The 24,764-nt window shown below is 67.6% G+C and carries 23 protein-coding genes; 10 read left to right on the top strand and 13 right to left on the bottom strand.

The features are described from left to right. Positions 1–71 precede the first annotated feature (71 nt). From AB0L82_RS16105 to AB0L82_RS16095, 3 genes are read right to left on the bottom strand one after another with little or no spacing between them, the layout of a single operon-like run. On the bottom strand, positions 72–788 hold the full coding sequence (locus tag AB0L82_RS16105) for a zf-HC2 domain-containing protein (RefSeq protein ID WP_364636464.1): 717 nt from the start codon (positions 786–788) through the stop codon (positions 72–74). Continuing rightward, the gene (locus AB0L82_RS16100) at positions 785–1,291 is read right to left on the bottom strand and encodes a sigma-70 family RNA polymerase sigma factor (protein ID WP_364636462.1); all 507 of its coding nucleotides are present in this window, start codon (positions 1,289–1,291) and stop codon (positions 785–787) included. Before AB0L82_RS16100 ends, AB0L82_RS16105 begins: the two co-directional genes overlap by 4 nt. 48 nt (positions 1,292–1,339) lie before the next feature. Beyond that, positions 1,340–1,954, bottom strand: a complete 615-nt coding sequence (locus tag AB0L82_RS16095) for a YqgE/AlgH family protein (RefSeq protein ID WP_364636460.1) — start codon at positions 1,952–1,954, stop codon at positions 1,340–1,342. 135 nt (positions 1,955–2,089) lie between these two features. On the opposite strand from AB0L82_RS16095, the gene AB0L82_RS16090 reads away from it, so the two are divergent. Continuing rightward, positions 2,090–2,851: a lysophospholipid acyltransferase family protein gene (locus AB0L82_RS16090; protein WP_364636458.1), complete on the top strand. Its 762-nt coding sequence runs from the start codon at positions 2,090–2,092 to the stop codon at positions 2,849–2,851. Between the two features lie 22 nt (positions 2,852–2,873). On the opposite strand, the gene AB0L82_RS16085 is transcribed toward AB0L82_RS16090, so the two are convergent. Next, a complete protein-coding gene (locus AB0L82_RS16085) occupies positions 2,874–3,206 on the bottom strand; it encodes a GNAT family N-acetyltransferase (protein WP_364636456.1) in 333 nt (110 codons plus the stop codon). A gap of 134 nt (positions 3,207–3,340) precedes the next feature. On the opposite strand from AB0L82_RS16085, the gene AB0L82_RS16080 reads away from it, so the two are divergent. Continuing rightward, positions 3,341–4,453, top strand: coding sequence for a glycerate kinase (locus AB0L82_RS16080; RefSeq protein ID WP_364636454.1), 1,113 nt, complete (start codon positions 3,341–3,343; stop codon positions 4,451–4,453). Between the two features lie 6 nt (positions 4,454–4,459). Here the strand turns inward: AB0L82_RS16080 and AB0L82_RS16075 are convergent, their stop codons facing one another. Further along, positions 4,460–4,816, bottom strand: a complete 357-nt coding sequence (locus AB0L82_RS16075) for a helix-turn-helix domain-containing protein (RefSeq protein ID WP_364636452.1) — start codon at positions 4,814–4,816, stop codon at positions 4,460–4,462. Positions 4,817–4,954: 138 nt separating this feature from the next. On the opposite strand from AB0L82_RS16075, the gene AB0L82_RS16070 reads away from it, so the two are divergent. Further along, entirely contained in the window at positions 4,955–5,827 is an 873-nt protein-coding gene (locus AB0L82_RS16070) for an NAD(P)-binding domain-containing protein (protein ID WP_364636450.1), read from the top strand. A 42-nt stretch (positions 5,828–5,869) separates the two neighbouring features. Here AB0L82_RS16070 and aroQ read toward each other — a convergent pair whose 3' ends face one another. Both aroQ and AB0L82_RS16060 read right to left on the bottom strand, forming a co-directional pair. Continuing rightward, the gene (aroQ, locus tag AB0L82_RS16065) at positions 5,870–6,310 is read right to left on the bottom strand and encodes a type II 3-dehydroquinate dehydratase (protein ID WP_364636448.1); all 441 of its coding nucleotides are present in this window, start codon (positions 6,308–6,310) and stop codon (positions 5,870–5,872) included. A gap of 36 nt (positions 6,311–6,346) precedes the next feature. Next, on the bottom strand, positions 6,347–6,943 hold the full coding sequence (locus tag AB0L82_RS16060) for a hypothetical protein (RefSeq protein WP_364636446.1): 597 nt from the start codon (positions 6,941–6,943) through the stop codon (positions 6,347–6,349). A 339-nt stretch (positions 6,944–7,282) separates the two neighbouring features. On the opposite strand from AB0L82_RS16060, the gene AB0L82_RS16055 reads away from it, so the two are divergent. Continuing rightward, positions 7,283–8,959 carry an NTF2-like N-terminal transpeptidase domain-containing protein gene (locus AB0L82_RS16055; RefSeq protein WP_364636444.1) on the top strand — a complete coding sequence of 559 codons (1,677 nt, stop codon included), beginning with the start codon at positions 7,283–7,285 and terminating at the stop codon, positions 8,957–8,959. 18 nt (positions 8,960–8,977) lie between these two features. Here the strand turns inward: AB0L82_RS16055 and AB0L82_RS16050 are convergent, their stop codons facing one another. The 3 genes from AB0L82_RS16050 to AB0L82_RS16040 form a co-directional block, all read right to left on the bottom strand. Continuing rightward, complete coding sequence (locus tag AB0L82_RS16050; RefSeq protein ID WP_364636442.1) at positions 8,978–9,355, bottom strand: DUF3054 domain-containing protein; 378 nt, start codon at positions 9,353–9,355, stop codon at positions 8,978–8,980. A gap of 98 nt (positions 9,356–9,453) precedes the next feature. Next, positions 9,454–10,590 (bottom strand): YbhN family protein, encoded by a 1,137-nt coding sequence (locus AB0L82_RS16045; RefSeq protein ID WP_364636440.1) that lies wholly within the window; start codon positions 10,588–10,590, stop codon positions 9,454–9,456. 4 nt (positions 10,591–10,594) lie between these two features. Beyond that, on the bottom strand, positions 10,595–12,112 hold the full coding sequence (locus AB0L82_RS16040; RefSeq protein WP_364637910.1) for an adenylate/guanylate cyclase domain-containing protein: 1,518 nt from the start codon (positions 12,110–12,112) through the stop codon (positions 10,595–10,597). Between the two features lie 274 nt (positions 12,113–12,386). Between AB0L82_RS16040 and AB0L82_RS16035 the strand changes: the two genes are divergently transcribed. The 6 genes from AB0L82_RS16035 (at position 12,387) to AB0L82_RS16010 (ending at position 19,486) form a co-directional block, all read left to right on the top strand. Then, positions 12,387–13,586: an AI-2E family transporter gene (locus AB0L82_RS16035; RefSeq protein ID WP_364637908.1), complete on the top strand. Its 1,200-nt coding sequence runs from the start codon at positions 12,387–12,389 to the stop codon at positions 13,584–13,586. Further along, entirely contained in the window at positions 13,570–14,748 is a 1,179-nt protein-coding gene (locus tag AB0L82_RS16030) for a DUF5931 domain-containing protein (RefSeq protein ID WP_364636438.1), read from the top strand. Before AB0L82_RS16035 ends, AB0L82_RS16030 begins: the two co-directional genes overlap by 17 nt. 55 nt (positions 14,749–14,803) lie before the next feature. Then, a complete protein-coding gene (locus AB0L82_RS16025) occupies positions 14,804–15,442 on the top strand; it encodes a response regulator transcription factor (protein ID WP_364637906.1) in 639 nt (212 codons plus the stop codon). 102 nt (positions 15,443–15,544) lie between these two features. Beyond that, positions 15,545–16,207 (top strand): DUF1707 domain-containing protein, encoded by a 663-nt coding sequence (locus AB0L82_RS16020; RefSeq protein WP_364637904.1) that lies wholly within the window; start codon positions 15,545–15,547, stop codon positions 16,205–16,207. 55 nt (positions 16,208–16,262) lie between these two features. Beyond that, a complete protein-coding gene (locus AB0L82_RS16015; RefSeq protein WP_364636436.1) occupies positions 16,263–17,081 on the top strand; it encodes an alpha/beta fold hydrolase in 819 nt (272 codons plus the stop codon). 116 nt (positions 17,082–17,197) lie between these two features. Further along, the gene (locus AB0L82_RS16010; RefSeq protein WP_364636434.1) at positions 17,198–19,486 is read left to right on the top strand and encodes a DUF2339 domain-containing protein; all 2,289 of its coding nucleotides are present in this window, start codon (positions 17,198–17,200) and stop codon (positions 19,484–19,486) included. Positions 19,487–19,660: 174 nt separating this feature from the next. Here the strand turns inward: AB0L82_RS16010 and AB0L82_RS16005 are convergent, their stop codons facing one another. The 3 genes from AB0L82_RS16005 to trmB are packed head-to-tail and all read right to left on the bottom strand — an operon-like array spanning position 19,661 to position 24,764. Beyond that, on the bottom strand, positions 19,661–23,194 hold the full coding sequence (locus AB0L82_RS16005) for an MMPL family transporter (RefSeq protein WP_364636432.1): 3,534 nt from the start codon (positions 23,192–23,194) through the stop codon (positions 19,661–19,663). Beyond that, positions 23,194–23,940: an NYN domain-containing protein gene (locus AB0L82_RS16000; protein WP_364636430.1), complete on the bottom strand. Its 747-nt coding sequence runs from the start codon at positions 23,938–23,940 to the stop codon at positions 23,194–23,196. The genes AB0L82_RS16005 and AB0L82_RS16000 overlap by 1 nt, the downstream gene beginning before the upstream one ends. Further along, on the bottom strand, positions 23,937–24,764 hold the full coding sequence (trmB, locus tag AB0L82_RS15995) for a tRNA (guanosine(46)-N7)-methyltransferase TrmB (RefSeq protein WP_364636428.1): 828 nt from the start codon (positions 24,762–24,764) through the stop codon (positions 23,937–23,939). Before trmB ends, AB0L82_RS16000 begins: the two co-directional genes overlap by 4 nt.

Here is a 24,764-nt window from a genome sequence, read left to right as displayed (position 1 = left end):
GCCAGAGCCGAAATAGGCACTGCGCGAAGCGAAGACGGCGCACCCGCCAGGGGTGCGCCGTCCTCGTGCGTTCAGACGCCCGCGGCCAGCAGTACCTTGCCCGACGCATTGCGGATCTGCACCGTCTTCACCTGACCCGGTGTGGCCGAAGTGGTGCCGTCCGGTGTGAACACCTGCCCCGGCTTCGCCGTCCACTCCGAGAGTTTGGACTGCGTCCCGTCCGCGCGCACCACCCACAGCGACAGCTGCCAGGCGTACGTGTCGTACTCCTCCGAGGACGGGTAGTTGCACCACATGTCCACGCGCGTAGCGCCATTCACCGACAGCAGTTTGTAGGTCGCCACGATCGGGGTGTCCACCTGCGCCTGTAATGCGCCCTGCGCGACCACCTGCTCGATCGCCGGGCGATCGCCGACCACCGCGGCCGTCACCGGCACCGCGATCACGGCCGCCGCCGCGGCCGCCGCCACCGCACCACCGATCGCCAGAAACCTGCGCCGCCGTTGCCTTTTCGCCGCCTGTCCGGCGATCGTGGGCAGCAGCCGATCCGGTGGCGGCGGTACCGCTGTGGCCGGATCCTCCTGTCCCGCAATGGAAAGCGCGGTATCGGTATCGACCAGCGCGAGCAGTCCCGGCAATCCGGCCAGCTTGGCCACCGCGGTGCGGCAGTGCTCGCAATTGGCCTGATGCTCCTCGTACTCGCGGCGTTCGTCCCGGGCGAGAGCGCCGAGCACGTACGCACCGTCCCACGTGGTGTAGCCGTCACAGAGGTCGTGGCCCTCCGTCATCTCGTCACCCCCATCTCCTGTAGCACCAGACGCAGTGCCCGCATGCCGTAGTGCATACGGGACTTCACCGTCCCCTCCGGAATATCCAATTCCCCCGCGATCTGCGCGGTGGACAGGCCCCGGTAGTAGGCGCGGACGATGACATCGCGGTGATCGATGCTCAACCGGGCCAGCGCGTCGGCGACCAGCCAGCCGTCCAGGGCGCGGTCCGACTGATCCGGCGTCGGCTGCTCCGGCGGATGATCCGTGCGGAACTCCCGCCGGGAGCGAGCGCTGCGATGCTCGTCCACCGCCAGATTACGGGCCACCGTGAAGAGCCAGGCCCGCGCCGACGTGGTCGACTGATCCAGCACATTCGGCCGCTGCCACGCCCGCAGCAGCGTCTCCTGCACAATGTCCTCGGCCCGGCCGGGATCGCCCACCAGGCCGAACGTATATCTCCACAGTGCTGCCGCGTGCTCCTCGTAGAGCACTTTGAGCAACGCCGCCTGGTCGTCGGGCATCGGTCACCTCCGCACCCTTCACGACACAGACCGTGCCTGCGGTTCAGATCAGTTTCGTTCCAATTCGATAGGGTGCGTCGCCAGCAGCGAAAGCGGCAGCGGCTGACGGCGCAGCACCTGCGCCCAGAGATCCACGCGACCCGCCAGCGGATCGCTCGGCAGCGCCGAGAGCACTATCCAGTCACCGCGATCCAATTCGCCTTCGAGTTGCCCGAAGGTCCAGCCGGCATATCCGGCGAAAATTCGAATGCCCTCCACCATGGGGGCGATGACATCGGGGTCCGAATCCAGATCGACCAGGGCCACCCGGCCGTCCACCCGGCGCAGACCCGGCACCTTGGTGAAGGTGACACCGACCTTCACGGTCGCCAGGCAGAGTGCGGCATCGCGTTTGACCGGGCCGCCGAGAAACAGCGCCCGCGGGGACGCCGCCAGATCCGCCCAATTCGGTAGTACGTCGTGAACGGCGGTATCACTGGGCCGATTCAGCACCACGCCCAGCGTGCCGGCGTCGTTGTGTTCGATGATGTACACAATGCTGCGCCGGAAGGATGCCTCGATCAGGTCCGTCGCCGACACCAGCAGAGTGCCAGGGCGAACCACCTGATCCTCATGCCGGAATTCGCGTCGAGAACGGTCACCGTGTTCCTCTGCGCGTGCCACCCAGCCATCATCGCACCGCCGCACCACAATTGCGTGGCCAAATTTCGGACGTGCGCAATTACGCCGTCGCCCGGCGGTCGTCGCGGGCGAAAACTCGCCCTGTGGACGGCGATCGAACCGGGTTAGGGTGACGGCATGGAACGGCCCGAGGTTGTCCTCGAGAACAGCGATGCGGTGTACGACTTCTATCGTGATCATCAGCAGAATCTGCTGAAGTCGCGGGCGGCGTACTGGCTGCTGGGGCGGCGTTATCGGCCGCGCATCTCGTATGCGCCGGGGGCGCGGGAACGGCTGCGCGAGTTGATCTCCCAGCAGCGGCCGCTGCTCATCGCGGTGAACCACCTCTCGCAGCTGGATCCGTACACGGTCGCGGCCGCCGCCTGGTATAGCGCGCTGCGGCCGGTGATCGGGCGGACCCGGGTGCTGGCCAAGGACGAGTTGTTCCTGGAACCGAAGCTGCGCGCCCGCATCGACATGATGGGCGGGATCCCGGTCTTCCGAGGTAAGGACCACGGACTGCGCGCGGTGAACGCGGCCGGACAGCGCATGATCGACATCTGCGCCGAGCGCATGGCGCGCGGCGACGGGGTGGCGGTGTTCCCCGAGGGCACCTGCAATGACGTCGACCCGGCACAGGTGCAGGCGGTGGGAACGGGTATCGGGCACATCGCCTTCCGCGCCAAGAAGCTCGGCGCGGATCCGGTGCTGGTGAGCCTGGGCCTGAGCTACGGACCGCGCGTCGACCCCAAGGTGGAACCCACCAAGGAAGAGGCGAAGTCGGCCAGCTTCTATTTCGGTGTGCCGGTGCCCGAGCTCCCCACCAAACCGGCCGAGATCACCCGCATCGTCCGCGATGAATTGCAGACCGCCCTGGATGGCGCCGTAAAGGCGTACTGAGCCCCGTCACACCTCGATCCGGTTACTGCTGCGGCAGATTCAACCGTTCCCGGGACCAGTGCGGGACCAGGGCCAGGTACTCCGGCCGGGATTCCACGAAATGGTGCACCATCGGGCACATCGGCAGAATCCCGAATCCGGCATCGCGCGTTTGATCGAGTGCGCCCTGCACCAGTTTGCGGCCGTACCCGAGGCCCTCATGCTGTGGATAGATTTCGGTGTGCACGAAGGCGCGCTCATTGGCGGTGTCCTGATATGCCGCGACACCCGCGAGCATGCCGTCGACATACAGCTCGAAGCGATCAAGTTCGGCATTCTTGCGGACCTCGACAGACGCGTTCGACTCACTCGGCATACGTCGACGCTAACGCCTTTGCCAGGCTATTTGTCCGTATCCGAATTACCCGGCTTCGGGCGTGTCGCGCACCCGCCGGACAATCGCGCGGGCGTGCGGATGCCGGACGGGCGAACAATGATCACACTGTGGAAATGACACACGCCGGACCGCGCCGGGTGATCCTCGCCCCGGATAAATTCAAGGGTTCGCTGACCGCCGCCCAGGTGGCCGCGGCGCTCGCGGCGGGTATCGAACGCGCCGCCCCCGGCACCGAGGTGCGGCGGTTGCCGGTCGCGGACGGCGGCGACGGGACGGTCGACGCGTTCCTCGCCGCGGGATGGGAGCGGATCGCGCTCGAAGCGCCCGGCCCGACGGGTGTGCCCGTATCCACCGCGTACGCCCGGCGCGGCGGTATCGCGGTGATCGAACTCGCGGCGGTCGTGGGATTGGTGAAACTGCCCGGCGGACAACCGGATCCGCTGGGTGCGAATACCTACGGTCTCGGCGTCGTCATGGCGCACGCGCTGGATCACGGTGTGCGCGAGATCGTGCTCGGCCTCGGCGGCAGTGCCTCCACCGACGGCGGCGCGGGCATGCTGGAAGCTCTCGGCTTGCGGATTCGCGATGCGTTCGGCACCGAATTGCCTTGCAATGGAACGCTTCTCGGTCCCGACGATCGGGTCGATCGGAGCGGTCTGCATCCGGCGCTGGCCGATACCCGGATCACCCTCGCCAGCGATGTGGACAACCCGCTGCTCGGACCGGACGGTGCGGCCGCGGTGTACGCCCCGCAGAAGGGCGCGACACCGGAGCAGGTCGCGATTCTCGAAGCGGCCCTGTCGAATTGGGCGATGCTGCTCGGCCCGGAATGGGCGGGCAAACCCGGCGCGGGTGCGGCGGGCGGCACCGGTTTCGGGGCCATGGCGGTGCTGGGCGCGGTCCCGCGCTCGGGCATAGACGTGGTGCTCGACCTGGTGGATTTCCCGGCGCAGCTCGCGGGAGCCGATCTGGTGGTGACCGGTGAGGGCTCGCTCGACGCCCAGAGCCTGAATGGCAAGGCTCCCATGGGCGTTGCCACCGCGGCCCGCCGCGCCGGAGTCCCGATCGTGGCCGTCGCCGGTCGCGTCCAACTCACCCCGGACCAACTGCGCGCGGCCGGATTCACCGCCGCCTACGCTCTCACCGACCTCGAACCCGACCCGGTTCGCTGCATGGCCGATGCGGCCGAGCTGGTGCGGCGGATCGGAGAGCGGATCGTGCGCTGACGGTGGTCAGACCGCCAGTGCGGGGGTGTGTTCGGTGAGTTGGTCGCGGTGGTCGTTGCCCCATTTTTCGAGGGTGCTCAGGGCGCGGTTCAGCTCCTGGCCGATGGGGGTGAGCGAATATTCCACGCGCGGTGGAATTTCCGGGTAGATCTCGCGGTGCACCACACCGCTGGCCTCCAGGTGGCGCAGGTTTTCCGCGAGCACCTTCTCGCTCACCCCGGACAGCAGGCGGCGGATTTCGCCGAAGCGCCGCGGTCCGTCGCCGAGCACCCACATGAGGTGCATCTTCCATTTGCCGCCGACCACGTCGATGGCGATGGACATTCCGCACACCTGGTGATCCGTGTCACCCGAACTCGGCACCGCGTCCTCCTGACCGTATTTCGAACCTCGAGGTAAGCAACCACACTCGAACGTGCGGTCTTCCCGAGCTCGTCGATCGGGGACACGATCGAATCCGTCGCCGATGACCGATCGGCACAGGATTCGAAGGGACACACCATGTCTGAGCAGCTACGTTCCGTTTCCGTACTCGGCCTGGGGCCGATGGGCCAGGCCATGGTCCGGGCCCTGCTGCGGGCCGGGGTGGAGGTGACCGTGTGGAACCGCAGCCGGGCCAAGGTCGACGCCATGGTCGAACTGGGCGCGAAGCCGGCCGCCACCGTGGCCGAGGCGCTCGACGCGAACGCGGTCTCGATCCTGAGCCTGACCCACTACGCCGCCATGTACGACGTGCTCGGCCAGGCCACCGATCATCTCGCGGGCAAGGTGATCGCCAACCTGTCCTCCGACTCCCCGGACGCGGCGCGTAAGGGCGGCGCCTGGGTGCGTTCGCATGGTGCGGAATTCATCTCCGGCGGTTTCATGTCGGCGGGCGACAATATCGAGCACCCGGCCTCATACGTCTTCTACAGCGGCCCGCAGGAGGTCTTCGACGCACACGCCGACCTGCTGCGCCCGCTCAGCCCGCAGGAGTACCTGGGCCCGGATGACGGTCTGGCGCAGGTCTTCTACCAGGCGTTGCTGACCATCTTCCACCCGTGGATGCTGGCCTACGACCAGGCCCTGGCCCTGATCGCCAACTCCGGCAACGATATCGACCGCTTCCTCCCGTACGCCCTGCGCTCGAACGAGGCGTTCCCCTTCTTCATGACCGATTTCGCCGCGGCCGCCAAGGCGGGAGGCTGGGGCGACCGCTCCCAACTGCTCATGATGGACGCGGGCGCCCAGCACATCATCGACGCCAGCGAGGAGGCGGGCGTCGACGCCACCCTCTCGCGCACGGCACAGTCGTTGTGGCGCAAGGCGATCACCGCCACCGACGAGGCGGGCGAGGCCGTGCCGGTCTACCAGGTCCTGCGCGGCCGCGACTGAACCGGATCCCGGCCGTCGGGCCGTCCTGTTGCCGTTCCCTGGTCAGCGGGTCGCGAGGAATTCGATCGCGGCCGCGTAGCCCTGGATGCCCATGCCCGCGATGACGGCGGTGGCGATGGGGGAGACGAAGGAGTGGTGGCGGAACTCTTCGCGGGCGTGCACGTTGCTGATGTGCACTTCGACGATGGGGACCTCGGGGATCACCAGGGCGTCGCGGAGGGCGACCGAGGTGTGGGTGAGGCCGCCCGGATTGATGACGATCCCGGACTCGACACGCCGGGCCGCGTGAATTCGATCGATCAGCGCGCCTTCGGAGTTCGACTGGAAGGTGTTGACCTCGCGCCCGAACCGCTCGGCGGTCTTGTTGCACAGCGCCACGATGTCGTCGAGGGTGTCGGTGCCGTACACCTCCGGCTGCCGGAGGCCGAGCATGTTCAGGTTCGGCCCATTCAAAACGAGGATCGGACCCACGGTGTCAGCCATGGATCCGATCCTATTGCCTCGCTGCGATAAGCAGGCTCAGAGCCCGCGCGGGCCCTCCGAGCGCAGGTCGTCGACCTTGCGCATGGCGCCGCGGAGTTCCTCGAGCCACTCCTCGGCGTGCTTGCCCGCCAGCTTGACGGTCCAGGCCAGGGCATCGGAGCGGGAGCGCGCGACACCGGCGTCGATGAGGGTGTCCAGCACTTTGCGCTCGGGCTGGCGGAGCCGGGTCATGACCGGAACCGCCAGGTGGGTGAACAGGATTCGCTCATCGCCGACCGTGACGCCCCAGGCGACGCTGCGGCCGTAGCGGGCCTGCGCCTCCTGTGCGATCTGCATGCGGGCGGCGCGGGTGGATTCCCGGAAGCGGGAGACCAGGCCCTCACGGGTGGCCTTCGGCACTTCGGCGGGCGCGTCGGCCGGTGTGTCGGCGTCGGCGGGTTCGGTAGCGGGGAGGGGGAGTTCGCCGACGACGACGATTTCGTCGCGATCGATCTCGAGGGTTGCGGGTCCGGTGAACCACTCCGCTGGCAACCTTCCGGCGAACCAGTCGGAAGCGTCTGCGGCGTCGGGCAGGTCGGCTTGCTGCCAGCCGCCGGGGCGGCCGAATTCACGTCCGCGATGTCCGTACTTCATGGCGGTCACTCTCACTTGCTGTCTGGAGTTGTAATTCTGATTACAACGTTACGTTCTTTCCGGCCGAATGGATTCCGCTCTCGGAGAACGGGGTTCGACACGCGGCGCTGTGCGATTGCGCAACCGCGCCATCGGAAGGGACTGGACGGTCCGGTCGGGGCGCGAATGTGCCAGGGGCCGTAACCGACCGGTGATCATGTAAGTGGTCCATGTCGACCGAAATCGGCACTATGGTGGTGCTCAATACGTGTACGCCTGGTGGAAAGGTGGCACCGCGGGTGGTGTGAACGCGGTACCGTGGTCCTGTTGCTGATGTGGCAAGAGTGAAGAGTGGGCGATATGGATGTGTGGGGATCCCGCCGCTTCCGGATTCGTGGCGCGATCGTGCTCGCGGTGGTGCTGGCTATCGCGATTGCGATGGGGTCGTGTGCTTTCCGGGAACGGTCGACCGGTGCGGAAGCGATTGTCGAGCGATTCTCCAGCCTGCTCGACAAACAGGACTATGAGGGCGCGGCGCGGCTGACGTCCTACCCGAACGGTGCTTCGGCAACGCTGAAGCAAGTTTTCAGCGGCCTGAATCCGGGCAAAGCCGACTACCAGGTGACCCAGTTCATCGGCCTCGACGGCAATACCGGACTGTTCAGCATGACGGCCGCCTGGAACTTCGGCGAGAAGCGGGACTGGAAATACGACCTGCAGGGCACCGTCCGCAAACTCAGTGTGGGCTGGCGCATCTCGTGGGATCCCGCCCTGGTCATCCCGCAGCTGGACAGCAAGCGCACCGTGAAGCTGGTGCGCACCTACGCCACCCCGGCCCCGCACGTCAATGACATCGTCGGCGCTCCGCTCATGACCGAGCAGACCATCAACGTCATCAAACTCGATCCCACCAAGACCGGCGATCCGGTCGGCTCCAGCAATGCGCTGGCCGCCGCCATCGAACCGGTCGCCCCGCTCATCACCGGACCGGTGCTGCTGCAACAACTGTCGGCCTCCCAGGGCAAACCGGTCGTCGCGGTCAACCTGCGCGATGGGGATTTCAATATCCTCGAAGATCGCATGGGCGCCATCCCCGGCGTCGTCATGGAGAAGCAGCCCCGGCTCATCTCCGCCGACCGCCGCGTCTGGTCGCCGCTGCTGGACTCCATGCGGAAGGTGTGGCAGGACAACAACGATGCGCGCGCCGGATGGGGCGTGCAGCTCTTCGAACCCGACGGCACCTTCGTCACCCAGCTCGCGGGTGAACAAGGCCCGCCCGGACCGGATATTCCGGGCACCATGGATCAGCGCCTGCAACGCGCCGCCGAGGACGCCGTGGTGAGTTACGGCACGCCGTCCTCGATCGTGGCCATCCAGCCGTCCAGTGGCGCGATCGTCGCGGCCGCGCAGAACAGTCAGGCCAGCGAGCACGGATCGGTCGCGTTCACCGGGCTGTACCCGGTCGGCGGCATGATCGAACTGTTCAAGAATATGGCCGCGCTCACCAAGCAGAAAGCGCCACAGGACATTTCGGTCGGTGACGCGGCCGAGGCGGCCAGTCAGCTCGGCGTCGGCCTGGACTTCAAGGTGCCCGGCCTGGACGAGACCACCGGCCGCCTGCCCACCGGCAAGAACGCCGCCGAACAGGTCGGGCGCGGCAATGCCGCCGACTCACTGCTGGCCAGCCCGTGGGGGATGGCCATCGCGGCCGCCGCCATCGCCAATGGCCAGGTGCCGAAACCGATGATCACCATCGGCGTCCCCGCCACCACCGAGGCGGATCTGCCCGCCCTGCCCGGCAATGTCACCGACCGGCTGCGCACCATGCTGCGCGACGGCGCGGGCGCACCGGAGTTGGTCAGCCTCAACAGGTATCAGGGCGTGCAGGCCTACGCGGCCACCGCGGGCAATAACGGCTGGCTCATCGCCACCATGGGCGATCTCGCCTTCGCCATCCACATCGACGATATCGACGCCCCGGACGCGACCGCCCGCATGGCGGCGCGACTGCTCCAGTCCCTCGCGACTCCGGACTAACGGCCCCGAGAGTTCGGATCAGCCCAGCGCTTTGATGGCCGCGCGCCAGCCCAGCAGGAACAGGGCGAGCGCGGTCGCCGCGACGATGACGAAGCTGACCGCGGTGCCCTGCCCGCTCACCACGCGCAGCAGCATGCCGCCGATCAGCGTGCTGAGCCAGATGATCACGCCGGTCGGCCACAGCACCCGCCCGTCGAAACGCTTTGCGGCGCTGATGCCCTCGCGCCCGGAGGCAACCGCGATCGCGATCACCCAGCCGAGCAGCAGGCCGGTGGCGAACGGCCACACCGTGCGCAGCATGCCCGCCAGCACCGCTTCGTCATGACTGCGCCGCCCGATCGCGCAGAACACGACCACCAGCACGACATCCACGCCGAACGGCACCAATTTCTTCACGGGCACGAGATTATCGGGCGGCTCCGGCGCGCCCCGTGCAGGGACACTCCTCGCGATCCGGGCGGTGCGGCACGCCGGTCCGGCGGAACGCGGGTCGATCAGCCTTCCGCGGGCGGGGAATTCGGGCGGCGGCGATCGGTGATCAGCGGGGTGCCGCCGCGCTGCGAGAACTCCTTCTCGTACTCCGCGTCATCGGCCTGCGGCTTGCGGAACAGGAACAGGAAGACGATCCAGCCGATGATCGCCACCAGGATGAAGCTGACCAGCCGGTACAGGAACGCCGCCGCGACCGCCTGCGCCGCGGGCAATCCCGCCGCCGCGGTCAGCGAATAGATCAGGGTGGCATCGACGTACACGATGCCGCCGGGCGCGAAGGGGATGGTGCCCACCGCTTTTCCGGCCGCGAACGCCAGCATCAATCCGGCCAGCCGGGGATCCGCGCCCACCGCGTAACAGGCCGCGCCCAGGCAGGCCACATCCGCGAGCCGATGCACCACGGCCCACGCCGCGACCAGTGCGCCGTCCTTCTTGCCCAGGTCCACCGATTCCAGCTGGTGCAGCACCTCGGCGAGCTTCTCGACCCCGGCCTCGGCGGGCCTGCGCCGAATCCTGTTGATCAGATGCAGGATTCGATGCAGCAGCGATTCCATCGTGCCCGGATGCCTGGACACGTAGTTGAACGCCCAGATCAGCACCGCCACCGCGCCGAGCGACAGAATCACCTTGGCCGGGCCAATACTGTCCCCGCCCAGTACCGCGCCGAACACGCCGAGCAGCGTCAATCCGGCGGTGGCGACCACCCCGGACATGACCAGCTGCCAGGACGCCACGATCGGGCTCGCACCCCAGCGGCGGGTCTGGCGATAGGTGAAGGCGGTGGAGAACACCTGTCCAGCGGGCAGTGTCAGCGCCATACCGGTCGCGCCGTACACCACGGTCACCGATTTGCGCTGACTCACCTCGACGCCGCCCGCGTGCAGCAGTTGTTTCTGGATGCGGCCGAATCCGCTCATGGAAAGCGCCTGCATAACCACGCAGGCCGCGACCCAGCCCCAATGGATTTCGGTGAGGTTCTTCCAGGATTCGTGCAGCCGCGGATAGAGATATGCGCCCTCGGAAATCAGCAGGGCCGCGAGCGCGGCTCCGAGCACCCATTTGGCCCACCAGAACCTGCCGCGGCGCGAGTTCTCCGCGGGCGGCGCAGGTTCGCCGGCCAGCTCACCATGGGCCGTCACAACCTCACCCTAACGAACGGGCGGTCTCCTCGTCTGCATCCGACTGGTCGCTAGTTTGTTTCGGCCAGGCCAGCCGGGTTTTGCGGCGGCGTCCACGCAGCTGAACTTCCTCACCCGTTTCCCAATGCCGCTGTTCCTCGGTATCGGCGAAATAGAGAGCGCTACTGGAGGTGAGCACGCGTTCCGGGCGATCCTTGGCGAGTTCGGTGAGCCGGGACGCCTCGTTCACCGGGTCACCGATCACGGTGTACTCGAAACGATTTGCGCCACCGATATTCCCGGCCACCGCCAAACCCGCCGAAACACCCATACCGATATCCAGTCCGGGCACCTCGCGCAGGGCTTCACGCAGCTCACGGGCGGCGGCCAGGGCCGCGGTCGGCGCGTCGGGGCGGTCCAGCGGTGCGCCGAAGATGGCCAGCGCGGCATCACCCATGAATTTATTGATCAGCCCGTGGTGCCGGTCGATCACATCGACCACGATGCGGAAGAACTCGTTGAGCAGACTGACCACTTCGGTCGGCGGGCGTTCCGCGGCGGTCGCGGTGGAACCGACCATATCCACGAACAACACCGCGACGAATCGGGTTTCACCACCGAGTTCGGTGCCGTACTCCAGCGCGCGCCGGGCCACATCCTCACCGACGTGGCGGCCGAACAATTCCTGTAGTTCGCGGCGTTTGGCCGCCTCACCCATCATTCGGTTGAAGCCAACCTGCAGCAGTCCGATTTCCGAACCGTCGAAAACTTCCACCTGCACATCGCGCGCGCCTTCCTGCACGCGATCGATAGCCTGGCTGAGCTGGCGAATCGGATCGGAAATACTCGCCGCGGTAAGCATGGAAAGCGCCAGCGCCTGCATGATCACCACACCGCACAACAGCAGAATCGAAATCGCCAGCGACTGCGCGGAAAACTGTACGCGCGAAGAAATCTGGGTGACGCACAACAGCACAATGGCGATCACCGGGGCGAACGTGCCCATTCCCCACGTCATCGCCATTCGGGTGCCGACGCCCGCGGTCAGCGTGTGATCGAACGCGCCGACGGTCAGCGCCTCGGCCGCCACCGGCCGCAGAATTCGCTCGCCGAGCATGTACGTGAAGCCGAAAACAATGGTGGCGGCCATACATTCGGTGACGATCACCGCCGCCGCCAGCTCCGGCGTGCGCACGATGATCACCGATGCCAGCACCGCGCCGCCGACCAGCCACAGCACCAGATGCACGATGGCCTGCCGCAGCGGCGCGTGCAGGGCCGCCATCTGCTCCTGCCGGGACGGCGGCCCGCCGCGCACCTGCCACCGCATCACCGGCCGCAGCATGAACGCCGAGGCGCTCAGGCTGAGCAGACCGCCGACAATGAATACGAGCGCGGGTAATAACAGCCCGGTCTGCCGTGTCGCACTCGAGCCACCTTCGGGAACGGGCAAACCGTACTGAATGAACGCCCAGACGAGCACGGCACCGAACGCGTTGGCCGCGAGCATCGATGCGAGGTACAGCGGCCAGCGGGTTCGCATGGTCTGTTTGACCGCTTCCAGGGGCGCTGACACGAGACCAATCTAGCGGTTCCGCATCTCCGCGACTTTGGCGCACAGTTCGGGCGGCGTTAACTCTTGGGAACACCGAGCCGAGCAGTTTCGAATGGCCGGGGCGTCGCCGGACGCGGGGCACGGGTTTATGGGCGGCCAAGTCGGTCGGTCACCCAGTAGGCTCGCGATCGTGAGCGATGCGCGGGCAGAGGCCAGCCAATCCGGCAAACCGGGCAAGGTTCGGCGGCCTGCCGCGGACGCGGTGCACCCGCTGGTACGCGAGGCGGCGGAATGGTCCTGGCGGCTGCTGCTCATTCTCGCGGCCGTCTACGCACTGGCGTGGCTGGCGCATCGGTTATCCACCGTGACCATTCCATTGTCCATCGCACTGCTCGGGGCCGCACTGCTGTCACCGCTGGTGGATTGGATGCAGCGACTCGGGGTTCCGCGCTCGCTGGGCGTATTCGTAGCGCTGGTCGGATCGCTCGGATTGCTCGCCGGGATCATGACTTTCGTGGTGGAACAGTTCGTCACCGGTGTGCCGCAACTGTCCGACGAGTTCAAATCCAGCGTGCACGAGATCCAGGACTGGCTGATCAACGGTCCGCTGCACATGTCCAACGAGCAGATTCGCAATGCGGGCGACACCATCGTCAAAACCATCGAATCCAATCAGGACTCACTCACCAACGGCGCGCTGACCACCGCGACCGTCATCGGCGAATTCTTCACCGGGACCTTCCTGACGCTGTTCATCCTCATCTTCTTTGTCTACGGCGGCGATCAGATCTGGGAGTTCATCACCCGGATCATCCCCACCCGCAATCGCGAACGCGTGCGCACGGCCGGACGCCTCGGCTTCGGCAGCCTCACCGGATTCGTGCGCGCCACCGTGCTGGTGGCGGCGGTGGACGCCATCGGCATCGGCTCCGGACTGGCCATTCTGAGTGTGCCGCTGGCACTTCCGCTGGCCTCGCTGGTCTTCATCGGCGCGTTCATTCCGATCATCGGCTCGTTCATCGCGGGCTCGGTCGCGGTGTTCATCGCGCTCATGACCAAGGGCGCGGTCACCGCGCTCATCGTGCTCGGCATCACCGTCGCGGTCATGCAGCTGGAAGGGCATGTGCTGCAACCGCTGCTGATGGGGCGCGCGGTGCGCATCCATCCGCTGGCCGTGGTGCTGGCCATCGCGGCGGGCGTGGTGCTCGCCGGTATCGCGGGCGGTCTGCTCGCGGTGCCGTTCGTGGCGGCGCTCAATACCGCGATTCGCTCGCTGCTGGCGGATTCACCGGAGGAGCTCTACCAGGACCTGCACACCGGCGATCCGCATCAACCCATGTTCGCCGCCGAACCGGACATACCCGATCCCGGGCGCTACCAATTGGCCCCTCCCACGGTGAAATCCGATGTGAAGTCCGCCGATACCGCCGAACCCCCGGCCGCCGGTGACTCCGCGGACTGAACCCGATCCCGGCGACGCCGCCACCGCCCCGCTGTGGCGGGCGGCGCAGGCGTTCCGGCTCATCACCCTGCTGTACGCCATCGGACAGCAGTTCGCCTCGGTCTCGCACTACACCAATCAGCGATTGAGCTGGGTGTTCATCGCGCTCATGGCGGTGTGGACCGGGGTGTCGGCGATTCTGCTGTCACAGTGGCGAATTCACAATGTGCGTCAGGTACGCACCACCGTCGTGATCGGCGATCACGTGGTCGTCATCGCGCTCATCTTCGCGACCCGGCTGGTCGCGGATTTCGACTGGTACTACGGGCATCAGACGCTGCCGACCACGCTGTGGGCCGCCAATGCCGTGATGTCCGCGGCCATTCTGTGGGGGCCGTTCGGCGGCATCTGCTCCGGATTCCTCATCGCCGCAGCGATTCTCAGTGCGCGCGCCCGCTGGGATCTGGACATCTGGCGCGATGCCACCGCACCCGTCCTGGTTTCGGTGGGACTCGCGATCGGCCTGGCCGCCAACACCGCGCACCGCGCCCAACAGCAATTACAGCGCGCGGTGCGGCTCACCGCCGCCGCGCAGGAACGCGAACGGCTCGCCCGCGAAGTGCACGACGGCGTACTCCAGGTGCTCAGCTACATCAAACGGCGCGGCACCGAAATCGGCGGGCCGACAGCGGAATTGGCGCAGCGCGCGGGTGAACAGGAAGTCGCGCTGCGGGTGCTGCTCTCCGAACAGGGCGGGCGCGCGGACACCGGTGGCGTGGAACAGGATCTGCGGCCGCTGCTCACCGCGCAGGCCACCACCTCGGTGCTGGTCTCCACCCCCGGCGAGCCGGTGCCCATCGGGCGCTTCGAGGCCAGGGAGATCTCCGCCGCCGTCGCCGCCGCGCTCGCCAATGTCGCCCAGCACGCCGGACCCGGCGCGAAAGCCTATGTGCTGCTGGAGGATACCGGCGACGAACTCATCGTCAGCGTGCGCGACGACGGACCCGGCATCAGCCCCGGACGGCTGCTGGAAGCCGAAGGCCAAGGCCGCATGGGCGTTTCGCGCTCCATAATCGGGCGCATCGCCGCCCTCGACGGCACCGCGCACCTACTCTTCGAAGCCGACGGCGAGGAAGGGTCCGGGGCCGAATGGGAATTCCGGGTCCCCCGGCGGCATCGGTAACAGGAATCGGGAGGCAAGCGTGTCCGAAAGCACCGCGGGCGAACGAATTTCGATCATGGTGGTGGACGACCACCCGATCTGGCGCGAGGGCGTGGCCCGCGACCTCGCCGAAGCCGGATTCGAGGTGCTCGCCACCGCGGGCGGCGTCGCCACCGCCGGCCGCCGCGCCGCCGCCGTCCAACCCGATGTCGTGCTCATGGATATGCAGCTGCCCGACGGCAATGGCGCCGACGCCACCGCCGAGGTGCTGCGCGTCTCCCCGCGCACCCGCGTACTGGTGCTCTCGGCCTCCGCCGAACGCGAGGACGTGCTCGACGCCATCAAGGCCGGAGCCATCGGCTACCTGGTGAAAAGCGCCTCCGCCACCGAACTCGTGGACGCCGTGCGCGCCACCGCCGCCGGTCAGGCCGTCTTCACCCCCGGCCTCGCGGGACTGGTGCTCGGTGAATACCGGCGCATCGCCAACACCCCGCCGGACCGGGACGAACCGCACCGGCCCGCGCTCACCGACCGCGAGACCGAAGTGCTGCGCATGGTCGCGAAAGGGCTGTCCGCCAAGCAGATCGCCACCCGCCTGAGCCTGAGTCATCGCACCGTGGAGAACCATGTGCAATCCACCCTGCGCAAACTGCAACTCGGCAATCGGGTCGAACTCACCCGCTATGCCATCGAACAGGGCCTGGACGGCGAATAGGGTGCGGATTCAGGGATTGCCCTGATGCGCGACGGCCGATCGGCTCGTAGCCTCGAAAACATGGGAGGTCCTGAAGTGGTTCCCGGTGTCGAGGCCGCCGTGGTGGGCGAACGCGACCTGCGGGTATCGGATGTAGAACGCGAACACGTCGGACGACTGCTGCAGCGCGCGGTCGGCCTGGGCATGCTGTCGCTGGGGGAATTCACCGAGCGCATGGATACCGCGCTCGCCGCCAAGACCCGCGGTGAACTCAACGCGGTGCTGGTCGATCTGCCGGGTATTCGGCTCGCCGGGCAGCCCGCGCCGAAAACACCGCAGTTCGTCTACGCGCCGCGGCCGCAATTCGGCTACAACCGGCCGCAGTACGGGCCGCGGCTGCCGCATCCGGTCGCACCGGGCAATGTCATCCGGGCCAAGCTGTCCGGGGTCAAGCGCAATGGCAGTTGGCATGTGCCGCAGACACTGCTGGTCGAATCGTTCATGGGCAGTGTGCGACTGGACTTCACCCAGGCCATCATGTCCACCCAGGTGGTGGAGATCCGGGTGGACGACTACCTGAGCTCACTGGAACTCATCGTGCCCGCCGACGCCACCGTGGATCTGAACGGCCTCGATCTGATCGGCGGCAGCGCCGAGAACAAGGTGCGCACCGGACCGCCCATGGGGCCGCTGCATCTGGTCGTGCACGGCAAGGTGCGATTCGGCTCGGTCAATGCCAAGCATCCCTTCGGCACCCAGTGGAAGAAGTTCCTCAACGGGGCGTGATTCCGTCCCGAATCGGTTTCGGCGACACCCCGTTCCGGCAGGTATCGTCACGCCCATGGCAGGCGGCTCAGCGGACTCGACCCCGGAACCATTTCTTCGGACCGGCCGCGGCGCACCGCTGCTGCTCCTGCACGGCGTGCTGCTGACCTGGCAATCCTGGCTCCCGGTGATCGACGATCTGCGCACCGACCACGACATCCTGGCCCCCACCTTCCCCGGCCACCACGGCGGCCCCGCCGCGCACCATCCCGCCACCGTCGCCGCCCTGGCCGATTGGGCCGAGGCGCTGCTCGACGAAACAGGTTGGCCCACAGCGCATATCGTCGGCAACTCGCTCGGCGGCTGGATCGCACTGGAACTCGCCGCCCGCGGCCGCGCCCGCACCGTCACCGCCATCTCCCCGGCGGGCCTGTGGGACAAGCCCTCGTCCTCCGCCGCCCTGGTCCGCAAATTCCGCGGCATGAGCCCCCTGATCGGCTTCGGCTCCGATACCCCACCGGCGCTGCCCTCCATGATCCGCAGCCTGCTGCTTCCCCTGCTCGCGCACAATCCCGCGACCGTCCCCGCGCACCTCGCCCGCGCGATGGCCGCCGCCCCCGCGCACTGCACCATCCTCGACGACCTGGCCGAAGATCCGGCCCTCCCAATAGGTTTCACCACCCTGTCCTCGGTCCAGGTTCCCGCGACCCTGCTCCTCCCCGAATTCGACCGGGTCCTCCCACCCCACCTCTACGCGCCCCTGACCCCCACCCCCACCCTCGAAATCCACCCCCTCCCCGGCCTGGGCCACGTCCCCATGCTCGAGGCTCCCGCCCGCATCACCACCGAGATCCGCGCCACCATCACCCGGGACGCACAGGCTCAATCCGCCTGACCGGGCCGAATGCGCGCGTCCCGCAGCGCCACTCATGAGTAATCGAGTAGGACCCGGGCCGTGCCCGAGTGTTTCTACTCATCCCACCGAAGGCGCAGGTGGCGAGCATTGTCGGCATGAACACCGCCATCGATCCCCGTTTGATCGCACGGTTGTCGACCGAGTTCACCTCCCTCAGCGAACACATGGGAATCCTCGGCCGCGACCTGGACGTCCTGCGCGGCCAATTGGTCCTCGCCCCGCGTCCCGCACCACCCGTCGTTCCACCGACCCCACCCGCTGCCGCCCCGGCAGCGGGCGTTCCCATGCCCGCACCCGGCACGGTTCCGGGCGGACCCGTGCGCGGTGGGGATGAGCTATCCGGTGCCGCCACATCGCCCCCGGGTCAGGTGGCGGAGCCGGTTTCGGCCCGTGGTGCGGACATTCCCGCTGATACGGGAGCACCCGTTCCACCGCCTGCGGGGCCGATGCCGCCGACGGCCGGAGGACAGGCCGCAGCTGGGGAGCAGGGGCAGGGAAGCACTGCGAGCTGGGGTTCGCCGGGTGGTGGGGCCGTGCCTTCGGGGCCGGGAACCATTCCGGGTTACGGACAGCCGGGTCCTGGTGCCGGGCAGCCCGGCTTCGGAGTCGCTCAGCCCGGGTACGGGGTGGCACAGCCCGGATACGGGGTCGGTCAGCCCGGCTATGCCGCTGGTCAGCCGGGATATGGGGCGGGGCGTGCCGGGTGGATGGGGAGTCAGCCGCAGGGTGGGTATCGGGGGATGCCGCCGGTTTCGCAGCAGCAGCGGAGGGGAGTGCCGGTGCGGGAGCGGCGAGCGCCGTGGTGGCAGCGGGAAGGGGTGGTCAGCCGGGTGCTGGCGGTGGCCGGGGTGGGCGTCACGCTGATCGGCGTGGTGATGCTGCTGGTGCTGGCGGCGCAGGCCGGGTTCTTCGGGCCGGTGCCGAGAGTTGTTGTGGGGGCGGCATTCTCGGGCGCGTTGGTGGCCATCGGGATGCGGGTGCACGGGAAGGCCGGAGGGCAGGTGGGCGGTGTCGCGCTGGCGGCCACGGGTATCGCGGGGGGATATCTGTCCGTCGTCGCGATGACGACCCTCTACGGATGGGTGAATCCCGTTGTGGGATATGGGATCGCGCTGGGGATCGCCGCGGGTGGGGTGGCACTGGCCATGCGGTGGGGGGCGCAGGGGCTGGCGGTCATGGTGATGATCGGGGCGGCGCTGTTGTCGCCGGTGATCACCACCGAGCTCGCGCTGCTGGCGTTCCTGATCGTGTTGCAGATCGCCGCCGCGCCGGTGCAATTGGTGCGCGACTGGCCGTATCTGCATGTGGTGCGGACGATTCCGGCCGTGCTGGCGACGCTGGTCGCGATTGCCGCGGCGGGACTGGGGGAGGCCGCCCGCGGGGAGCGGTACCAGGTGCTGGCGGCGGCCATCGTCATCGCGGCGGTCGGGCTGGTCGGCGCGGTGGCGGTGGTGCGGCAGCGCGCCGGGGACATCGCGGCGAGCCTGACCTGCGCGGTGGCGACCCTGCCGCTGCTGGCCGCGCCCGCCATGTTCGAGCGGCGCACCGCCGTGGCGATCTCGGCGGGATTCGCGATCGTGCTGCTGGGGCTCGCCGCATCGCGGTGGATGCCGAAACTGGCTGAGCGGGTGCGGATTCCGGGACACCTGGCGATCGTCACGGTGGTCGCCGGAGCGTTCGCGGTGCTGGAGACCTGCGTCGGCGTGACGAACGCGCAGACGCTGCCGATCGGTTTGTTCCTGGTGGCGCTCGGATTCCTGGGGGCGGGCGGGCAGCAGCGGTCGCGGATGGCCTCGGCTATCGGCGCGGCCTTCGGGGTGATCGGCATGATCGCCCTGCTGGACAAGGCCGGTCCGGCCACGCTGTCCGATCAGTTCTATGCCGAAGAACGCCTTGGCATTTCGACCGCACTGGCCGCGGTCGCCGCGCTTGGCGCATTGGCCAGCGCCTGCTGGTGCGCCCGCCGTCTGGGCCTGATCACGCGGGAAAGCGATGCGACCGCCGTGGCGGTGGTCGGCGGAATCGCTGGCCTGTACGCGGTGACCGCGCTGGCGGTGTCGATCGGCGTCGCCACCGGCCGCGATGACGGCTTCCTCGCGGGCCACGGCATCGCCACCGTGATCTGGATGGCCGCCGCCACCGCGGCACTGCTGTTCGGGCTGCGCAGGCTGGCCCGCACCCCGCAGGCGGCGAAGGCCGCGCTCGCCGGGGGCCTGCTGCTCACCGCGGCGGCACTGGCCAAACTGTTCCTGTTCGACCTGGCGACCCTCGACGGCCTGCTCCGCGCGGCCGCCTTCCTGGTGGTCGGTGTGCTGCTCCTGCTGGTCGGCACCCGCTACGCCCGCGCCTTCGCCGAGGCCGCGGATCCCGACTCGCGCGGCTGACCCGCACTCGCCGGACCGGTGCCGCACGGCTGATGTCGTGCGGCACAACCGGTCCCGCCGATGTGTCGGCCTTTCCGGGCCGTGGTCGGCTGGATGAGCAGGTGGTACGGATACGAGAAAGCCCGGCCGAGTTGATGACTCGGCCGGGCTCTTTTCGTTCGTACCGTGGCTGATTCAGTCGCGGTTCTGGCGGCGGAGCAGTTCGTTCACGCTCACGGTGCGGCCGTCGCCACCGCGATGCTTGCCCTCGTCGTCGTCCTCGGCTTCGGCCTTGCCGGGGCGCTTGCGCGCCGTACGCAGATCGGACATCCACTGCTCGATGCTGCTGCGCCCGGGACCCTGCTGCGGCTGATCCCCGGCCGCGTGATGAGCCGGATGCGGCTGCGTCTCATCGGATTCGGATTCCAGCAGCTCCTCCGCCTCGTGCGGCTGGTACAGCTGCGCCCGGGTGGCCGGATGCGGCGGCAACTTCGACGCCGAAGGCGGCGGCAGCACCCGCTCCGCGCCCACCGGATGCGCTGCGGCGGGCGGCGAATCCTGTTGCGGCGCGGCCGGAGCCGATGCCGGGGGAGCGGCCGGAGCGGAGACCGAGGGAATCGGGCTCTGCCCGGCGCCACGCTGCTGACCTGCGCCCTGCGGGGCCTCACCCTGTCCGGCCCCGCCGTGCGGAGTCGCGCCGGGTGTGGACCATCCGTTCTGCGGAGCGTCGGGCTGCGGCGGTGTACCGGAGGCGGCACGCGTCGAGTCATCGGAACCGGCGGGCGGGGTGCTGCCCGGGGGCATCGCTCCGGAACCGAGGTTTCGAGGCGTCACACCGGTTCCGGCGACCGGACTGAAGTCGGGTGCCGGGAATCCGCCGTGGGTGCCGTTATCCGCCTGTGCGGGAACACCGTTCGACGCTCGCTCGGCGGAGCTGCCGGACTCGGTGCCGCTCGCGGGCTTCGCGGCGCTGAAATCGGTGGTCGGGGGCTCCTGCAACGGTGCGCGGAAGCCCGCGCCCGATTCGCTGGACGCCACACCGCGATTGCCGACCGCAGGGCCGGGATTGCCGGCCACCGGACCTGGATTGCCAACCGCCGGGCCGGGATTGCTAGCCAACGGACCACCATTGCCGGATGCCGCACCGGTATTGCCCGGTGCCGCACCAGGATCGGCGGTACCGGTTTCGGGATTGGCAGCCGGGCCGCGATCGGCGGGACCGGTCGGCGGGGTGCCGCCGAGGTTGGTCAGCGACCCGCCGGAACCCGCGCCGGAGGTGGCCGGGTTGCCCGGGATCGGCGCGGATTGCGGTGCGGGGAACGGCTTCTCGGCGTTCGGCGGCGCGCTCGCGGCCCCCGGCTTCGGGGTGACATCCACGACCGGCTTGTTGAGCATCGATTTGCCGATGCGCTGGGTGGGCGCCTCACTGTCGATATCGATCTTGCGTGCGGGCCGCGGCTTGCGCAGCCGCAGCGCGGCGGAATCGGTCAGCGCCGGAATCTGCATGGTGACCGGATCGGTGATGGGCGTGGTCTTGACCAGGTCGACCACTTCACCGCCGCCGGGCCGCTCATCATCGAGGATGGGCTCGCCCAGTCCGATCTTCTGCTGAATCTTCTTCATCCAGGCCGGAGCCCACCAGCAGTCGTCACCGAGCAGCTTCATGGTGGCGGGCACCAGCAGCATGCGGAGCACGGTCGCGTCGATGAACAGCGCCGCCACCATGCCGTAGGCGATGTACTGCATCATCACCAGATCGGAGAAGGCGAAGGCGCCCGTCACGACGAGCAGGATCAGCGCCGCCGCGGTGATGATGCGACCGGTCTGGGCCGTGCCCGCGCGTACCGCCTCGGTCGTGCTCGCACCTTGGCTGCGTGCTTCGACCATGCGGGACAGCAGGAATACCTCGTAGTCCACCGATAGGCCGTAGATGATCGCGATGATCAGCACCAGCACCGGCGCGGTAATCGGCTGCGGGGTGAAGTTCAGCAGTGACGCACCATGACCGTCGACGAATATCCAGGTCAGGATGCCCAGTGTCGATCCGAGTCCGAGCGCGCTCATCAGCGCGGCCTTCAACGGCAGCACCAGTGAACCGAAGGTGAGGAACATCAGGATGGTGGTGACCAGCAGGACTATGCCGATCATCCAGGGCATTCGGCTCAGCAGCGAATCGAGGCTGTCCATCATGAGTACGGGCTGGCCGGTGACCAATACCTCCACGCCGTCCGGCACCGGCATCGACCGCAGATAGTCGACGGTCGCCTCGGGATGGGTACTGTCCTCGACGGTCGCATCGGAGGACCAGACATTGGACCCCGCGGGCGGTTTGGCCGGAATGCCGAACTGGGCGTTCTTGACCAGACCCGGAGCCTTGTTCGCCAATTGCAGGATCGGCCCGATGTCCTTGGAGTTATCGGTGATGATGACCAACTGGACCGGATCGGATTTTCGCAGCGGGAATGTCTCGTCGAAGTGCTGCTGCGCCAATCGCACCGGATTGGTCGGCGGCAGATATGTTTCCGAGATTCCGCCGAACTGCAGATTCTTCACCGGGATGATGAGCAGTAGCAATCCGATGGTCAGCGGTACCGCGACCTTGAGCGGATGCTTCATCACCCACGCGGTGAGTTTGCCCCAGAATCCGGCCTCGACCTCTTCGGCCGTCTTGGTTTTGCGAATCCACTTCAGGCTCAAGCTGTCCACGCGCGGACCGAGAATGCTCAGTAGTGCGGGCAGCACGGTGAGCGAGGTGATCATGGCCAGCAGTACCGCGGCGATAGTTCCGTAGGCGACCGATTTCAGGAAGCCCTGCGGGAACAGCAGCATGCCCGCGCTGGCCGCGATGATCATGGTCGCCGAGGATGTCACCGTGCGTCCCGCGGTCATGACCGAACGCCGCACGGCCGACCTGGTGTCATAGCCCTCCGCCAATTCCTCGCGGAATCGACTCACTATGAACAGGCCATAATCGATGGCCAGACCCAAGCCGATCATCGACACCACGGCCGAGACGAACGAGTTCACCTCGGTGTATTTGGTCAGCGCCATGATCATGCCGTTGGCGGCGATGATGGTCAGGCCACCGATGATCAATGGCAGTGCGGCCGCGACGATTCCACCGAAGATGAAGAACAGCAGCACCGCGACGGCGGGCAGCGCCAGCATCTCCATGCGCTTCACATCGCTGGCGATGGTGTTGTTCAAGGTGTAGGCGATCGGTTGCAGACCGCCGACCTCGACCGTCACGCCCGGAATCTCGAACGCGTTCTGCACCGCGCCGTATGCCTGCAGCATCTCGGTGTCGTTGTTGCCGTTGAGGGCGACGGTCGCGAACGCGTGTTTGCGATCGGTGCTCACCGTCTGCGCGACCTGGTTTCCGGTATCGGTTTTCCAGGGTGCGACATTGACCTTGCTGATCTGCGGGTACTTCTTCGGCAGCGCGTTGAGGCTGTCGATGATCTTCTGATTCCACGCCGGATCGTCGACGGTCTTGCCCTCGGGCGCGGTGTACAGCAGCACCACATCGCTGGTGTGGTCGCGGCTGTACGCCGAATCCCGCAGCTGCGAGGCCCTTGTCGACTCCGACGTGGGATCGAACCATCCGCTGGAGCTCAGGTGACTCTCGACCCCGAGCCCGAAAGCGCCGAGGGAGAGCAGGGCAGCCACCATTACACCTAGAACGGTGAAGCGCAGCTTGTAGACCAGGTCGCCCCAGCGGGTGAACACTAAGCGACTCCTTGAGCGGGGCGGGAGGTGAGCAATGCCGACAGCGGCCGGAACGGCTGCAGCCAGGCTCCCTCGTCGGGCAGCGAATCGAGACTCACCCTGGGCAGCGGTTCACGGAACACGCCCGGGATGTCCTCGAGATCGATGAACTCGAGAATATCCGACGTGACCGCCCAGCTCGCGTGCTCGCGAAATCCCAATACCTGGACGGGTACGCCGGCGGCGGCGATTTCCTCGAGCGGTGCGCGAAACGCCTGACCATCGGCGGAGGCGACCATGATTCCGGCCAGGCCCGCGCCGCGGCGGCGTAGCTCGATATGGCCGAGCATATCGCTGTCGACGTCGGAATCCTCGTCGATTTTGGGCTTCGCGAAAACCGCGTAACCGACATTGCGCAGCGCTTCCACCCACGGCCGCACCACATCCGCGGTACCGGGGGCGATATTGGTGAAAACGGTGGCTTCGGGTTCCACGCGCTGGCGGCTGCCGACCGACAGTTCCGCGGTGCGCGCGAGCAGCCAGCGGCCGAGCGCGTCGAAACGCGGTCGATACGCGGCGGTGGGGCGGCCGCCGAGAATGGCGCCGAGTCCCATATCCAGGTTCGGTGCGTCCCAGACGAGCAGTACCCGACGGAAGTCGGTACTGCTGCCGGAAAGGCCCGTGGTGCCCGTTAGTTCGGACGAAGCAGTGCCGTGCATTATTTCGGCAACATCCGCGACCTCCGGGGCCATCTCACTGACGCTCATGACTCGATCTTCCCCCAGATGAACTCCGTGATGGCGCTACCCGCGCGGAGTCCTTTTCCTTCGAACTTGGTAATCGGACGTTCGAAACCGATTGGTGCGGTTTCAAGATACCGCGAAGAGTCCCCACCCGTGGCCTCATTCATGCCGATGAGCAGGGATTCTCCCTTGCCTACTTCGGCAATGTGTTCCGCGTAATCGGCGTGATCGGTCGCGACGTGCAACACGCCGCCCGGCTTCAGCCGACTCGCGATAAGTGTCAGCGTCGCGGGCTGCAACAGCCGGCGCTTATGGTGGCGCGCCTTCGGCCACGGGTCCGGAAAGAACACGCGAACACCTGTCAGCGATTCCGGAGCAATCATGTTTTCCAGCACGTCCACGGCATCACCGCGCAAAAGCCGGATGTTCTCGATGTTCTCGCGTTCCACCCGCTGCACCAGCTGCGCCAGACCCGGCTTGTAGACCTCGATGCCGATCAGATTGAACTCCGGCTCGGCCTGCGCCATGGCCGCGGTGGCCGTGCCGGTGCCGCAACCGATCTCGATGATCAGCGGGGCGGAGCGGCCGAACCAGGCATCGGCGTCCAGCGGCTTATCCGAGACGTCCGCGCCGATGCGCGGCCACATCCGCGTCCAGGACTCCTGCTGCGGCGGGGTCAGCGCGCCGCGCCGCGAACGGAAACTGGTGACCCGGGGGTAGAGGCGGTTACCGCCCACCGCGCGGGGCACGCCCTCGACCGGGTGATCGGCGTCACCATTGAGATCGGCGGACCGCGGTCCGGGGACTGGCTCGGCAGTGGGGTTCGCGGCGTCGTTCACGGCGTCCAT

Source organism: Nocardia sp. NPDC052001 (genome assembly GCF_040680615.1).
Taxonomy (GTDB): domain Bacteria; phylum Actinomycetota; class Actinomycetes; order Mycobacteriales; family Mycobacteriaceae; genus Nocardia.
The sequence above is the reverse complement of the archived record's forward strand: the minus strand, read 5'-3'. Positions and strand labels throughout refer to the sequence as shown.